The sequence below is a fragment of the Armatimonadota bacterium genome (genome assembly GCA_023511795.1).
In the GTDB taxonomy this organism is placed as follows: Bacteria; Armatimonadota; UBA5829; order DTJY01; family DTJY01; genus JAIMAU01.
Genome location: JAIMAU010000008.1, coordinates 72,451 through 87,612, shown reverse-complemented (window position 1 = coordinate 87,612; position 15,162 = coordinate 72,451). Strand labels below are relative to the sequence as shown.

Annotated in this window: 17 protein-coding genes; 5 read left to right on the top strand and 12 right to left on the bottom strand. The window is 46.9% G+C overall.

Going from position 1 to position 15,162, the window contains the following annotated elements; all coding sequences use genetic code 11:
* The 11 genes from K6T99_08750 to K6T99_08700 form a co-directional block, all read right to left on the bottom strand.
* Positions 1-429 (bottom strand): ATP-binding protein, encoded by a 429-nt coding sequence (locus K6T99_08750; GenBank protein ID MCL6519908.1) that lies wholly within the window; start codon positions 427-429, stop codon positions 1-3.
* Positions 430-789 (bottom strand): STAS domain-containing protein, encoded by a 360-nt coding sequence (locus tag K6T99_08745; protein MCL6519907.1) that lies wholly within the window; start codon positions 787-789, stop codon positions 430-432.
* A 75-nt stretch (positions 790-864) separates the two neighbouring features.
* Positions 865-1,269, bottom strand: a complete 405-nt coding sequence (locus tag K6T99_08740; GenBank protein MCL6519906.1) for a YtxH domain-containing protein — start codon at positions 1,267-1,269, stop codon at positions 865-867.
* On the bottom strand, positions 1,193-1,609 hold the full coding sequence (locus tag K6T99_08735; GenBank protein MCL6519905.1) for a hypothetical protein: 417 nt from the start codon (positions 1,607-1,609) through the stop codon (positions 1,193-1,195). The genes K6T99_08740 and K6T99_08735 overlap by 77 nt, the downstream gene beginning before the upstream one ends.
* A 35-nt stretch (positions 1,610-1,644) precedes the next feature.
* Positions 1,645-2,787 (bottom strand): tRNA 2-thiouridine(34) synthase MnmA, encoded by a 1,143-nt coding sequence (gene mnmA, locus K6T99_08730; protein ID MCL6519904.1) that lies wholly within the window; start codon positions 2,785-2,787, stop codon positions 1,645-1,647.
* Positions 2,788-2,825: 38 nt separating this feature from the next.
* Positions 2,826-3,989 (bottom strand): radical SAM protein, encoded by a 1,164-nt coding sequence (locus K6T99_08725; GenBank protein ID MCL6519903.1) that lies wholly within the window; start codon positions 3,987-3,989, stop codon positions 2,826-2,828.
* 3 nt (positions 3,990-3,992) lie between these two features.
* A complete protein-coding gene (gene cobA / locus K6T99_08720) occupies positions 3,993-5,516 on the bottom strand; it encodes a uroporphyrinogen-III C-methyltransferase (protein ID MCL6519902.1) in 1,524 nt (507 codons plus the stop codon).
* Positions 5,513-7,108 carry an L-aspartate oxidase gene (gene nadB / locus K6T99_08715; GenBank protein MCL6519901.1) on the bottom strand — a complete coding sequence of 532 codons (1,596 nt, stop codon included), beginning with the start codon at positions 7,106-7,108 and terminating at the stop codon, positions 5,513-5,515. The genes cobA and nadB overlap by 4 nt, the downstream gene beginning before the upstream one ends.
* A gap of 6 nt (positions 7,109-7,114) precedes the next feature.
* A complete protein-coding gene (gene hemC, locus K6T99_08710) occupies positions 7,115-8,050 on the bottom strand; it encodes a hydroxymethylbilane synthase (GenBank protein ID MCL6519900.1) in 936 nt (311 codons plus the stop codon).
* A 114-nt stretch (positions 8,051-8,164) separates the two neighbouring features.
* Positions 8,165-9,103: a MoxR family ATPase gene (locus tag K6T99_08705; protein ID MCL6519899.1), complete on the bottom strand. Its 939-nt coding sequence runs from the start codon at positions 9,101-9,103 to the stop codon at positions 8,165-8,167.
* A 492-nt stretch (positions 9,104-9,595) separates the two neighbouring features.
* Entirely contained in the window at positions 9,596-9,883 is a 288-nt protein-coding gene (locus K6T99_08700) for a hypothetical protein (GenBank protein MCL6519898.1), read from the bottom strand.
* Positions 9,884-10,246: 363 nt separating this feature from the next.
* On the opposite strand from K6T99_08700, the gene K6T99_08695 reads away from it, so the two are divergent.
* Both K6T99_08695 and K6T99_08690 read left to right on the top strand, forming a co-directional pair.
* A complete protein-coding gene (locus K6T99_08695) occupies positions 10,247-11,062 on the top strand; it encodes an alpha/beta hydrolase (protein ID MCL6519897.1) in 816 nt (271 codons plus the stop codon).
* A 4-nt stretch (positions 11,063-11,066) separates the two neighbouring features.
* Entirely contained in the window at positions 11,067-11,849 is a 783-nt protein-coding gene (locus tag K6T99_08690; GenBank protein ID MCL6519896.1) for a TatD family hydrolase, read from the top strand.
* A gap of 18 nt (positions 11,850-11,867) precedes the next feature.
* Here the strand turns inward: K6T99_08690 and K6T99_08685 are convergent, their stop codons facing one another.
* Positions 11,868-12,077, bottom strand: a complete 210-nt coding sequence (locus K6T99_08685) for a zinc-ribbon domain-containing protein (protein MCL6519895.1) — start codon at positions 12,075-12,077, stop codon at positions 11,868-11,870.
* 286 nt (positions 12,078-12,363) lie between these two features.
* Between K6T99_08685 and K6T99_08680 the strand changes: the two genes are divergently transcribed.
* The 3 genes from K6T99_08680 to K6T99_08670 all read left to right on the top strand — a co-directional run bounded on the left by K6T99_08680 (position 12,364) and on the right by K6T99_08670 (position 15,156).
* Positions 12,364-13,398, top strand: coding sequence for a hypothetical protein (locus K6T99_08680; GenBank protein MCL6519894.1), 1,035 nt, complete (start codon positions 12,364-12,366; stop codon positions 13,396-13,398).
* Positions 13,399-13,501: 103 nt separating this feature from the next.
* Positions 13,502-14,452 carry a GNAT family N-acetyltransferase gene (locus K6T99_08675; GenBank protein ID MCL6519893.1) on the top strand — a complete coding sequence of 317 codons (951 nt, stop codon included), beginning with the start codon at positions 13,502-13,504 and terminating at the stop codon, positions 14,450-14,452.
* The gene (locus tag K6T99_08670; protein ID MCL6519892.1) at positions 14,452-15,156 is read left to right on the top strand and encodes a PIG-L family deacetylase; all 705 of its coding nucleotides are present in this window, start codon (positions 14,452-14,454) and stop codon (positions 15,154-15,156) included. The genes K6T99_08675 and K6T99_08670 overlap by 1 nt, the downstream gene beginning before the upstream one ends.
* Positions 15,157-15,162 lie beyond the last annotated feature (6 nt).

Below are 15,162 nucleotides of genomic sequence, written 5' to 3'. Positions count from 1 at the left end.
TTACCCTGCGTATTTTACCATGCGAACGAGTGTGCCGCCCTTTGGGGTCTGCTCGACTTGGATTTCGTCAACAAGCAGCTCCATCAGCAAAGCCCCCAGGCTTTGCTCATCTATATTCTCAGGCGAAGCTGCCTCTTCCGAAGGGCGAATTTCAGCAGTAGGGACCTCATCTTCAACTTCGATGGTTAGTTTGGAATTTGAGATTTCGCTTCGTATGTTGATATATGTGTCGGTTTTGGCAGCGTTCTTAGCCCGTTCGACGGCTGTCGTACAAGCCTCGCCCACCGCAAGCCGCACATCCTCCACTTCGTCATATGAAAGCTGCATTCTACTAGCAATCCCAAGAATTGCCAACCTTGCAACGCTGACGAATTCGGGCTTGCATGGTATTCTTAGCTCGACGACGTCGGACTGGCCGTTAAGAGACACTTAGCTGACCTCCTTCGCTTTGAGCGATTTTACCGCTTCACCCTCAGTCGCATATATGTCAAAAATCTTGTCTAGACCTGTGATCTCAAAGATGCGTTTTATCCGCATATTCGGGCAGATGATACTTAGGCTTCCATCCCGCTCTCGAAGTCGCTTCAACCCACCAATTAACACTCCCAATGCTGCGCTGTCCAGATACTCGACGCCCGAAAGATTTACTATGAGATGAATTACCCCTTGATCAAGCATTTCAAGTATCCGTTGTTTCAGCTGGGGAGCGGTAAAAACATCAATCTCGCCCTGCAAGTCTATAATTGAAACCTTCGAATCAACAGATCGTGTCTCCAGCCTCAGATTCATGTTTCGCCGCCTTTCTTTGGAATCAGATGGCTAAATAAGTTTTTCCCATATTTAGCCTAGTTTACACGCTTTTTATTAGGCTTCGGCTGACTCTTCGCCTTTTTGTTCTAATTCATTCCTCTTTTCAGCCATTGCTCGCTTGCCTGCCTCAATTGCCTGTTGAACCTTTTCACGGGTAGCCTCAATAAGGTCCTTGCTCTTCGAGACAAGCTCCTCAGCTGATGTAGATAGCTCCTGAACTACATCTTGGGCTTTTGCTTTCAGGTCGTCCGCGGCTTTCTTTATATCCTCGCGCGTCTCCGAGCCAGCTTTGGGTGCGAATAAAAGCCCGACTGCCGCACCGACGATTGCTCCTATACCTATGCCTGCAAGAACGCTGATTAGAACACTTTTTTCCTCTTCATTACTCACTTCCAATACCTCCTTCGACTTCTTCCTTAGATTTGCGCAATGTTTTAATTCCCTGCTTAATTCCTTCATAAACACTTAATAGACTTGAAGCTGAAGATTTCACCACTCTGCCTGCAACTTCGGCGACATATGCACCGTCTAGCAAGCATTCGGCTTTTTCTGCAACACGACTTACGCGTTCAGCGATGTCAGCTGTTCTGTTTGTGAGTTTATCAATATTCGCCAATGCCGACCGAGCCTCAGCGGCAACAGGGATGAACTCTTCCCGGGCATCTCTTACAAACTTGGTTATCTCCTCACTGAGCTTGCCAATCCTGCCAGCCATGGTGGCGAGCATTATGCAAGCTACTGCAAGCAAGAACAAAGCTATTGACGTAAGCACCACCGTCGCTATAAGTAGCCCTTCCACCAATCGCACCCCCGAATGCCTAATAGTGACATATTTTAGTTAAAGTTGCAACATTTTATTGCATCATTGCTTTCTGCTACCCTATCTATTGTGCCACCGCCGACAACTTCCTCGCCCCTGTAGCACACCACGGCTTGGCCTGGAGTTATCGCTCTCTGCGGCTTATCAAAGGTTACAAGCGCCTCCCCGTTTGGTAGGGGAGCAAGTATGGCTGGCGAATCTTTCATATTATACCTTACCTTCGCTGTAACAACAATCTGCTCCTGCAGGTTTTCGATGGAAATAAAATTTAAGTCTCTTGCCACTAGCGTGCGCGAATATAAATCTTCATTTCGCCCAATTACAATGGCATTGCGCTCTGGATTTATTCTGACAACATACATTGGTTCGCCCAGGGCAATTCCAAGTCCTTTGCGCTGGCCAATAGTGTAAAAGGCAATGCCTTTATGCTCTCCGATAACCTGCCCTTTCGTGTCTAAAATCGGACCAGGCCTTGCAATCTCAGGCGCAACTGATTTGAGAAACTCAGGGTACTTCCTGTCTTCCACAAAGCATATCTCTTGGCTTTCAGGCTTTGTTGCGACCGCCAAACCAAGCTTTGATGCCATTCGTCGAGTCTCGTCTTTAGTCATATTGCCAAGCGGCATTAATGTGTGGGCAAGTTGGTCTTGGGTCATACTATACAGAGCATAAGATTGGTCTTTAGAACTGTCAACTCCGCGTTTTAGCAGCCACCGTCCCCGTGACTCATCGAAAATTATGCGAGCATAATGGCCAGTTGCAATATACTCAGCGCCAAGGCTCCTAGCCTTGTCCAAAAGGGCTTCGAACTTAATAAAACGATTGCACCGAATGCATGGATTTGGAGTTCGTCCCCGCCTATATTCCTCAATAAAATCATGAACAACTGTGCGTGCAAATACTTCACGGAAATTCATTAAGTAATGCGGGATACCCAATTGAAAAGCAACTCGGCGGGCATCATCGATTGCGCTCAGCGAACAGCATGTTCGACTGAACTTTTGCTCAGCTTCGTTTTGCTGTGGCCATATTTGCATTGTAACGCCAATTACGTTATAACCCTCTTCGACAAGAATTGCCGCAGCTACCGAACTGTCTACACCGCCCGACATCGCAACAAGAACGGTGGGACAACGCGAATGTTGTCTGGCTTGCATATTGGATGTGGGTTGCTGGGATAACAGATTGTTATCCATTATCCTTTTACTCCAATCTCCTCATCCGTTAGATAGCACGCTGGGTCGGGAGCCCAAACATCACCAAATACAGCCTCAGCGCGTACACGAAAATTCCCATTGCAGATGTCAAGCCATTTGCATACCGCGCACCTGCCCTTGAGCAACGACTTCCTGTTTTTAAGACCAGCCATTAATGGGTCGGAGGTGTCCAACCATATCTCACTGAACTTCCGCTGCCTAACATTGCCGAAAGAGTAATGACCCCAAAACTGGTCAGCATGCACATTGCCCTCATTATCTATGCAACCGATGCCAATGCCAGACTGGTTGCCGCCATTTGATTTTAGGAGCCGCAAAACTTCCCCTGCCCGGTTGGAACCTTCTCGGAGCATGCGCATATAAAGGTATGGTCCATCTGCATGGTTGTCCACGGTAAGGATATCCTTTTCTAGCCCCCGCCGGTGGAAATCGGCGGCGCGGTCGATTATAATATCAACCGCCCTTCTCGTCTCTACGTGCGACAAGTCCTCATCTCGAAGACCCCGTCCCCTACCTGTATATACCAAATGATAAAAACAAGCTCGATTTATCTTATGCTCCTCGATGAAGTCAAAAATTGCATTCAAGTCCTGGAAGTTATGTCGCGTGAGTGTGAGACGAAGGCCCACTTTCTGCCCAGCTTCGACGCAGTTATCAAAGCCTTGCATTGCCAACTCAAATGCACCCTTTTTCCCGCGAAACACGTCATTTCGTTCGCCGATCCCATCCAGGCTTATACCGACATACCCAAATCCGGCTTGTTCGATTCTTTTTGCTATGCGCTTGGTTATGAGAACACCATTTGTGGAGATCACCGGCCGAATGCCTTTTTCTCTCGCAAATGCAGCAAGATCAAATATATCCTTCCGCATCAAAGGCTCTCCGCCCGAAAACAGCAGAACCGGCACACGAAAATTCGCTAGGTCCCCTATCATCGCGCGTGCTTCTTCAGCCGTGAGTTCGTTTGAGTAATTAATGTTCTGTGAGTCAGAGTAACAATGAATGCATTGAAGATTGCAGCGGCGTGTGCAATTCCAAACGACGATAGGTCTTTTATCTAAGGCCGAGATATGCTCCCTATCATATCTTAAAGAATCGCCAGAGGTAACCGTGCCACAGTATAACCTAGTAATTCCAATCATTCTTTATAGACTACCTATTAGCGAGTTAACTAAACCTTCTATTGTATAGCGCTCTGCAACGACATCGGGCTCGATGCCCAATTCTTTTGCAGTATGCGCTGTAATCGGGCCAATGCAAGCTATCGTAGTTTTTTCTGGAACGCATGTTCCAATCAACTTTACGAAATTTTTCACGGTTGACGAGCTGGTGAAAGTAATAATATCGATTTCGCCCTTGGAGAGCATTTCACGAATTCTGCTTATCTCCCCAGTTTCATCAAGCTCAGTCCGATAAACACTCACTACATCTACCACTGCCCCTTGCTCACCCAATTTTTCTGGAAGAGTTTCACGTGCTTCTTCTGCCCTCGGAAGAAGAATTCGCTTCCCACTAACTTCCTCAGGAAATTCGTGCACAATTGCTTCCGCTATAAATTGTGAAGGCACGAAATCTACGCGAATTCCAAATGCCCTGATGGCTTCAGCGGTGGCTGAGCCTATTGCGCAAATCTTTGGACCTTTCAGCCACCTGATGTCGCGCCCAAGTACTTCTAGACGACTAACAACGGCCTTGAAGCCATTTGTGCTTGTGAATATAAGCCAATCATATTCTTCGATATGGTCAAGTGCCATATCCAACCTGCTAAAATCCGTTGGCGAAACAATTTTTATAAGCGGAAATTCAATGGGGTTAGCTCCACACTTTCGCAAAAGGTCAGATAACGCGCTAGCCTGGTCGCGGCTTCGAGTAACCAAAACGTTCTTGCCAAATAATGGCCGATTGTCAAACCACCTAAGCTTTTCCCTAAGCCTCACAACTTCCCCAACGACGATTACAGCGGGCGGTTTAAAGTTTGCTCGCTCTACTTCCGCGCAAATACACTCCAAAGTACCTATGAGTGTTTCCTGGCTTGGCAACGTGCCCCAGCGAATAATGGCAACGGGTGTGGACGGCGGCAGCCCCCCTTTGACAAGTTCGGCAACAATTTCTCGCAAGTTTTCCATACCCATAAGGAAAACAAGGGTGCCAGGAAAACAAGCTAACTGAGAAATGGAGGAAGCTAAAGGCATTTGATCTTCTTCTTGCCCGTCCTTTTGGGCTTTTCCATGGCCGGTAACGACAGCGAAAGACGAAACGAATTCCCGGTGAGTAACTGGAATGCCGGCATAAGCTGGTACTGCAATAGCAGATGTTACACCTGGAACAACCTCGAACTCAATCCCTAGGTTTGCAAGGTGCTCTGCTTCCTCGCCGCCCCGGCCGAACACAAATGGGTCGCCACCCTTCAACCGAACTACTATTTTGCCCTCGAGTGCCTTGCTGCTCAATAAACGGTTTATGTCTTCTTGATTCATTGTGTGCGCACCTGATGTCTTACCCACATAAATCAACTCAGCATCAGAGCGCCCATGCGAGAGGGTTGAGGGATGAACTAAGCGGTCATAGACGATTACATCCGCTTCTTTGATACATTCTAATCCCCTAATGGTAAGAAGTCCGGGATCACCAGGTCCTGCCCCAACCAAATAGACTTTTCCTTTGCTTATTGGTCGCAAACGAGAATTGTTTCCGTTTTCCAATTAACATCATCCAGTGTGGGATAATCTAAATTGTAATGCAAGCCACGACTTTCTTTACGCATAAGGGCTGATTTAATGATCAATTCGGCGACAGTCGCTAGGTTCCGAAGTTCGAGCAAGGATGTAGTAAGACGACCAGTCGAATACAGCTCATTGACTTTATTTGCAATTTCCCGCACTTCAGCTTGTGCCTTTAGAAGCCTATCATTCGTGCGAACTATGCCGACATCTCTCCACATTACATTCCGGAGCTGTTCAGTAAGTTCTGCAATTAATTTTTCGCTGACATACTGAGAGTGAACATCTCTTGGAAAATCGGCAACTTCTCGGTCCAAGTCCATGACGCTATTATACGGAATGCCAATTGCATCATCCGCAGCACGATGGGCAAATACCAATGCTTCTAGCAGAGAATTGCTCGCAAGACGGTTTGCTCCATGAACGCCGGTGCAAGCTACTTCGCCAGCAGCATACAGCCTGTCAATTGAGGCTCGGCCGTAAATATCTGTCAGCACGCCGCCGCAACTATAATGAGCTGCCGGAACTATAGGAATCCACTCTTTCGTGATATCTAAGCCGACTGAAAGACATTTTTCATAAATGTTAGGAAAACGCCTTTTCAGCTTCTCAGGGTCAAGGTGGGTCACATCGAGGTAGACGCACTCATCGCCGCTTCTCTTAAGTTCTGCATCAATTGCCCTAGCGACGATATCTCTAGGCGCAAGGCAACCCATGTGATGGTATTTTTCCATGAATGTGCTGCCGTCTCGGAGTCTAAGCACACCCCCTTCACCGCGCACAGCTTCTGAGATTAAGAACGACCGGGCATCAGGATGGTAAAGCGAGGTTGGGTGAAATTGAATAAACTCCATATTCGCTATTTTCGCTCCAGCTCGATAAGCCATTGCCACACCATCGCCCGTAGCGATCTCCGGGTTGGTGGTATGCAAGTACACTCTACCAAGGCCACCAGTAGCCAACATGGTAGCTTTTGCCCTGAAAACTGTAACTTCCTCAGTTTCTGGATCAAAGACATAGGCACCTAGACAAGTTTTATTACCATTCTTTTCGGTAATTAGGTCAATTGCAAACTCATGCTCAAAAATGCGAATGTTCTCCTGCTTTTTTACTTGAACAACAAGGGCACGCTCAATTTCACGTCCCGTTAGGTCGGCAGCATGAAGGATTCTTCGCTTTGAATGACCGCCTTCTCGCCCAAGAGCAAAACGCTCCTCTCCCGAGGGTGTTTTCTCCGTGCTGAACTTGACCCCTAGTTCAACCAATTCTCGAACACGGCTTGGGCCTTCCCTAACGATGGTTTCAACTGCTTCTTTTCGGCAGAGGCCAGCACCTGCAATTTGCGTATCGAGTATGTGAAGGTCGAACGAGTCATCTTCGCTCATTACGCATGCAATCCCACCCTGGGCGTAATTTGTATTCGACTCTGTGTCGCTTTTTTTGGTGACGAGGGCTACCTTTCCGAACTTACTAACACGCAAAGCAAAAGTTAGTCCGGCAATGCCGCTCCCCAACACAAGATACTCAACATCAATTGGCATAAGACATCACCAATACCCCATTCTCTTTATCAACTCATCCGCCCCGCTAGCAAGGAGGACATCTGCCAACTCCCGACCTACTTCCTCTGCCTGCTCGGGATCGCCAAAGACTTCCTCGCGAATGAGGCAATCGCCGTCGGGACTTGCAACAACACCCATGAGCCTAAGCTTTCCATTCTCAACAAAACCGCAGGCGCCCATTGGAACCCGACACGTGCCTCCGAGAGCACCAATCATACTTCGTTCGGCAGTCACAGCCACTCGGCTTTCATAATGGTCTAGCGCTAGAAGGAACCCAAGCGCTTCGATGTCATCCTCGCGAACCTCGACTGCTATCGCTCCTTGTCCCGCTGCCGGGAGGCATTTATCTAAAGGAATCTTCTCAACAATCCTCTCAGTCCAGCCCATGCGCGCCATTCCGGCAAACGCAACGATAATTCCATCGAACTCCCCTTCATCGAGCTTGCGCAACCTTGTATCTAGGTTTCCACGGAGACCAGGAAATTGAAAATCTCTCCGCAAGTAGCTTAGTTGGGCCCGACGCCTCAGACTATCCGTCCCAATTCGCGCATTTTTTGGCAAATCCATCAGCACCGGCCCATTGCTGATTAAAACGTCACTGGGGTCAAGCCGCTCTGGGACAGCACCAATGCAAAGACCTTCAGGCAGTTCCGACGGAAGATCCTTCATGCTGTGCACTGCTAAATCGATGGCGTCATCAAGAAGCGCTTGTTCAATATCCTTCACAAAAAGCCCTTTGTCGCCAATCTGAGCAAGCGAAACGTCCGACACTAGGTCGCCTTTAGTCTTTATAGTTATAATTTCAGCTTCAATTTCCGGATTAAAAAGTCTGAGTTGTTCTACAACCCAAGTAGTCTGCCGAATTGCAAGGGCGCTTCCCCTGGTGCCAACCCTCAGCTTCCTCGTATAATTAGCTTCCATTTTAATTTACTAAACAACTAAAGTGAAATGCTACCACTAGAATTATCTCATTCTTGGGGATGCAACGTCAAATCAAATGGAAGGAAAAACATGCTAGAAGCTGAATGCTGAAATTTAAACTGCAGGAACTGGCACTGTTGATATAATTTCAGAAACAATGTCAGCTGTTGAGACCTTGCGGATGCGTGCCTCGGGTTTTGGTATCAAACGGTGTGCCAGAACGGGGATTGCAACCGCTTTTACGTCATCTGGCAATACGTACTCTCTGCCTGAAATTGCCGCAAATGCCTTTGCTGCACTTGAGAGATGCAACGACCCGCGAGGACTTGAGCCCAAAGCAAGGTTTGGATGTTCCCTAGTAACCCCGACTATTTCGACAATATAATCCCTAACCGACGGCTCAATGAAAATACGCCTTGTTGCCAACTGTAGCTCGACGACTTCAGACGAAGAAAGAATTGTGCGAACCTTGGTAATCGGATGCTCGACCTCCTGGCGCTCAATGATAGCTGATTCCTCTTCCGCACCAGGATAGCCTATGGAAAGCCGCATCATAAACCTATCAAGCTGTGCCTCCGGTAGCGGATATGTGCCGTGATATTCAACATTGTTCTCGGTTGCAATTACGAAAAACGGCTGAGGCAACGGATATGTAACGCCATCAACGGTTACCTGGCGCTCTTCCATGCATTCAAGAAGGCTAGACTGCGCCTTTGGCGTTGCCCGGTTAATCTCGTCAGCTAAAACAAACTGTGCAAAAATTGGCCCACGCCTAAATTCGAACTCGCCGGTTTTCTGATTGAATATTGACGTCCCGGTGATATCTGCTGGGAGCAGGTCAGGCGTGAACTGAATTCTTTTGAAAGTGCAACCAAGGACAATTGCTAGAGTCTTGCCCAGTGTTGTCTTCCCTACCCCAGGCACATCTTCAATTAGGATGTGCCCATTGCACAACACAGCACATATGACGAGACGAATAACATCCCTCTTGCCAATGATGACAGTCTCAATTTCATCGATTACCTGGCTTATTTTTTGTTCGATTTCCTTCAAATCAACCGACGCCGTTTTCGCCAACTTATTCCTCCATCAATACTCTATCATTGTGACCGCACAATGTCAAATTGAAACAGCATCAGATAAAACGCTAAGAGCTGTAAGCAGCTTTCAATTATCGCTCTTTTATAAAAGCAGTCAAAAGCCAATTGACAGACAACTTGCCTTTTTGCAAAGCTAAGGAAAACAAAAGCCAAAATGCGAAGTTTGCTGGCATCAAGTTCGTTAGTTGCACAAGGTCAAACGGGAAGGTGTGCGCCATAGAGACAGCCTACCTTCCGTCGCTGACGACTTCGACGCTGTACCCTGCCTCCATCATCGCTTGTTTTAGAAAACAGGCTACGCTGGGGTCGTCTTCAACTATGAGAGTATTCATTGCAGTTTTCTGCAATTATAACACATTTAAGGGGCTGAGGCATGCTGATTCAACACCTAGTCTTCGTCTGCACCCTCGTTCTCATTTCCCTCGTCGTCAACCTCAACTTTGGTCTAAATGAGCGTACTGTCCTCAGCAACTTTTATCTTGATGGTCTTGCCATCTTTTAGTATCTCAGCTTCGTATATAGTTTTTGCGTTCTTAGTTTCCCTCTCAATCTCTTTGATTACTCCGCCCGAAGCCCATGCTTTAATTGTATCCTGAACGGCCGGCGGGCACTGATCAAGAGTGACCTGCTTCTCATTTTTAGCTTTGTCGCCTGCTTTGGAAAAAGCCAGTGCAGAAAAGCCCAAGAGGAGCATAACGCCTAGAAGCACAATCAAAGCTACTCTCCACGTCATTTCTTGACTTTCTTTTCATGGTCTTGAATCAGACTAAAAACATCAGCCCCAATGCTGACACAATTATTTTCTCCACGTTTTTTTTGGACGCAGCTTTAATATGCCTTAGAGTTTTCTAATTTTCAAGAAAATTAGATTAGACCAGAGGGATGTTAGGTATTAGCTTTAGCGTTTTAAAGCTTTGCACATAGAATAACAATTCAGCATGTTTATCTAAAGCGCATGGTCTCCTGAAATACATTAAGGTTTCGTTTGCTATTCCTGTAAGGGTATCACAAATTGACACCCATATTTCTTTTCATGTATCTTAGTCAAGAAAAACCCGAACATAATTGTGATTATATAAACAAGGGGTGGCGCTGATTGCCTACCATTAAGGTAGATACGCTTAGCATAGACTATTATGAAGCTGGTAATGGAATTCCTGTAGTTTTTATCCCCGGCATTACTGAGTATAAAGAAGCATTCGTCTTTCAATTTAGAGGACTGCAAGACAGCTATCGAGTCATCAGCTACGATGTTCGCCGAGGTCTAAAGCGCGCGACAGATTACACTCTTGATTTACTCGTCCAAGACCTTAAAGGGTTGCTCAAGGGCTTGAAAATTGACAATGCTGTAATATGCGGTCATTCTTTTGGCGGACTGATTGCCTTAAAGTTTGCACTCACTTATCCCGAGGAAACAAGTGCCCTAATACTTATATCAGCATTTGCATCTCTACCATCATTACATGAGGACCGCCTGCTTGGATGGATCTCATCGGCTGGTCACCCATTCCACAAGTCTTTGGGAGCAGGATTAAGAGTCCAAATCGCCAAACTTCTGGGAGTTAAAGGACCGAAAATGCTTTCGATGGTGGACGAAGTGTCAGCAATTAGAGCCATAGCTCGCCAGGCGGTAAAGACCTCACGCACAACCATCACCCAGCGACTTCGCATAATCCATAGCACAGACCTGAGCGCTAACCTACGAGAAATTACAGTTCCAACCCTTGTGGTTGCTGGAGCTAAGGACCAAGGTATATTTCTCAAAGCAACCCAACAGTTATACGAAGAGATACCCAATGCTTCACTTGAGGTCATCGAAGGGGGCGGACATTTTTGCTTTCTTACTCGCCACGATCAATTCAACGCTATTTTAGATGAATTCTTAACAAAGCACCTTCAGGAGATGGCATAAACGAATGCAAAACTTGGTAGATACCCACTGTCATCTAAACCACCATGACTTTGCCGCTGACCTAGACTTAGTCCTTCATCGTGCAAAATCTTCGGGCGTAACTAGAATAATTTGCGTAGGATACGACCTCCCATCAAGCATCCGCGCGGTTGAGCTAGCTGAAAAATACAGTCATGTATTTGCAGCAGTTGGCATTCACCCTCATGATGCAAAAACCCTTGAGCCAGAGGTTGAGGCAAAACTTGCACAGCTTGCTTCCGAAAGCCGAAAAGTGGTTGCCATTGGCGAAACTGGCCTTGATTATTATCGCGACCTGTCACCTCGTGATATTCAGCAGGACGCATATCGCAGGCATATTAAACTAGCGCAGACACTTGGGCTACCGCTTATTATCCACAGCCGCGAGGCATGGCAAGATGTCATTCGAATACTCGACGAAGAAAACATGCCAAAACAAAGTGTTGTGATGCATTGTCTCCCTAGCGAACCTGAATTCGCCAAAGCCTCACTTGAGCGCGGATGCTTTGTCGGGATAGCAGGATCCATTACGTTTCTCAATGCCGAAAAGTTGCGCAAGATAGTTGCGGAGATACCGTTGGAACAAATGCTAATCGAAACTGACGCACCATATCTTGCACCTCACCCACACCGCGGAAAACGAAACGAACCATCCTACTTGCCCTTAATAGCAACTTGTTTGGCCGAAGTTAAGGGGGTCCCGCCTTCTCAAATTGCGGAAATAACAACCGCCAATGCAACACAGTTTTTCAATATTGACGCTAGCTAGATTCCTAATAAACGGTTTCTAATAGCGCGGCCGGAATTGCGTGCGCTCTCTTTGGGGGCGGAAATGAGCATTGCTCAGTGCGTCGCGCTCCCGCTTCCTTGCCTGACGACAGGGACCACAACGTGCAGGTTCATTCTGAAAACCTTTTCGTGCGTAAAACTCCTGCTCGCCTGACGTGAAAACAAAGTCTTGGCCACAATTCTTGCATTTGAGGATCTTGTCCTCCATTTGCTTAGCTCCTCCTATTAATTTGGGAATTGGCCTAGTATTTACCCGGGGTTGGGCGAACGCAGACAACCGCGAGACTCGATGTTATGGGGAATTTGGTCGTCCTGTCGTCTTCATCCGGCATACCGGCAAAACCCAAAAACGTTTGATTTAATAATTCCCACTCAGTGAACGAATCTAACATCGCACAAATTTTTGAATGTGCCTTTCCCTAAAAAGGATTCTTTATCTTTCTGCAACAAAACTTAAGGGGAGTGCGTATAAAAGTCAGGAGGTATCTATATAAATGAAATATATCTTGCCGCTACTTATCCTTTCTATCTTGCTTTTACCTTCAACTAGCATTTTCTGCGCTACGGAATATGTCCTGATTCCGGCAAATTCCGAAACGGGAACGACTTATACAAATCCAGTCTGGTCGCCAGATGGGCGTTCGATTGCATATGTTGCAATTACACCCCGCCTTGATTCATCAGAGCCGCCTGCAAAAAGCATTTACGTTGCTACATTAACCAAAGGGAGATGGAGCCATCGTCTTATAGCAAAGGATGCCGACTGGCCTATGTGGTCGCCTGATGGAAAGAAGCTAGCATTCTATCAGAATGGTCTGGCAATAATGACGCTGACAGAAGGCAAAACCAATGTCGTACTGAAGCAAAACCCAGATGGTGGCGTATTCTTTCCACAAAGCTGGTCTCCAAATGGTCGCTATATAGTAATGCTGCCAACGACTCCACAAGAACGAAAACCATTTGTTTTCGATATCAAGAGCGGAAAGAATTTAGGTCTTGCAGCAGGCTTAAGTACAACTTGGATATCTGATAGCAAGCTCCTCTCGTCATTTTTTGGCGAACAGGCTCCCGAAGCAAACTGGGTTCGCATTACTGATCCCACAACAGGCAATTACCGCACACTCCTTAAGGATATAGGCGCCGCTAAAATCCTAGTACCTCCAAGGGCAGGATATGCTTGGCTGTGGATAAAGAACCAGGCGCCTAAAGGCGAAGGCCTTTACCGTATTGATTTGAAAAGCGGCTCTCTAACTAAAATGGTAAGTTGCCGCGCAGAAGAGCTTTCTTGGAGTCCTGACGGCAAGCAATTTGCATTCCTTGGCAAACTTGTCGAGAAGTCGGGAATGGAACCGCAATATAATCTCTACGTTGGAAATACACAGAATTGGAATTTCAAAATTTACAGCAAAGGAGCAGCTAAACCGACTGGAAACTTCGAAGACCACCTAAGGTACATATCTTGGTCCCCAGATAGCAAATCCATTGCATTTGTCACCGGCACAGGCGACATCAAGGTTCTCAAGCTGTGACCTCAATTTAGAATTCACAATTAGTGTAGAAGCCAGCGAAGGATTCGCCCTTTCGCACGCCGAATGTTCCATTATAAAAATGCTTTCTAAGGAGCTCCTCGGCATGGCAAACGAGATAGTTATAAAACCATTTCAGCCGAAAGACCTCGATGGGGTGGTTGCCCTTCTTAACCAAGAGATGACAGCTGACCCCATAACAAGCGAGATATTCCAACGAAAAGCGCTTCTAGATGCAAACTTTGAGCCAGAAGGTGCGCCGGTAGCAAAACTTGGCGACCGAGTTGTAGGCTTCATGTTGGGAATGCATCGAAAATACCTGATGGAAGACCAGAAGCCAGACTTCGACCGCGGCTATATCTCTCTAATTGCTGTAGACCGCAATTTTCAACGACAAGGCATTGCAACGAAGCTTTGGGAACACGTGCAAACCTTTTTTAAGGCACGTGGAGCAAAAGTTGCAATTGTCGGAACTTTTGCACCGAATTATTTCGTCCCGGGTGTGGACCTTGCTGCGTATGCAGGAGCTGTCGAATTTTTTAAGGCAATGGGCTTTATAATACCAGTTACCGTTATCAGTATGGAATCGCCCCTCGTCAATCTGAAGACGCCTGAATGGATAAAAGAAAGAGAGGCTAAGCTGACCGCTGAGGGTGTTGTATTCGACAGCTTCAAGCCCGAGTATATTCTTCCTCTACTGGAACATCTAAGAAAATGCTTTCCTGGCGACTGGCAGCGTTACCTGCGAGAGTCGATGGTGCGCAAGACAATGGGCGAATTTGACCGCGGTGAAATTTACGTCGCAATGCAAAATGGCAAGTGTATTGGTTTTTGTCAACATGAACACGAACGCTTTGGGCCGTTCGGCGTTGACGAAGCCGAAAGAGGACGCGGCATCGGGGCAGTACTTCTGCTAAAATGTCTTCATGGCATGAAAGCAAAAGGAATACATATGGCATGGTTCATGTCCACAACCGACGATGCCGCAAAAGTCTACGTCCATGGCGGCTTTAAGGAAACACGGCGCCATGCAGTGATGAGAAAGGAATTGGAATAATGGCAGACAAAGTTGACATACTCGCCATAGGCGCTCATGCTGGTGACGCAGAAATTTCGTGCGGAATGGCTTTGTGCCACCATGTGAATCAAGGTAAAAAAGTTGCAATGCTCCATATGACACTTGGCGAGAAAGGGCACAAGGAAATGCCCCCCGAACGATATGCCGAACTCAAAAAAACCGAGGCAGAATACGCCGCAAAGACTATTGGTGCAAAAGTATATTTCCTGCCCTACCTCGACGGTGAACTACCGGTCAATGACGAGGTGAAGTTCGCTATTTGCGACGTCATTCGAGCCTGCAAGCCTAGCATTATCCTCACTCATTGGATGAAAAGCATTCACAAAGACCACATAAACACTGCTCTAAATGTGCCAGACGCCCAATTTTATGCGGGCATTGAAGGCTTCAAACGAAAAGACCCAGCGCACTGGGCAGGAACACTCTACTACGCGGAAAATTGGGAAGACCGCGAGGACTTTGTACCAGAGCTATACCTTGAGATTACAAAGGAAGATTTAAAGCTCTGGGAAGATATGGTTACGAAATATGCGCTTTTCAGAGGAGAGGTAGCAAAGTTCCCATATGTTGATTACTATAAATCCCTTGCACGCGTCCGCGGCGCCGAAGTCGGGTTTGAATTTGCAACGGCGTTTATGCTCCCAAGGAGCGCACACCGAAAGAAGGTTCAATCATTCTTCTAGTAAGCT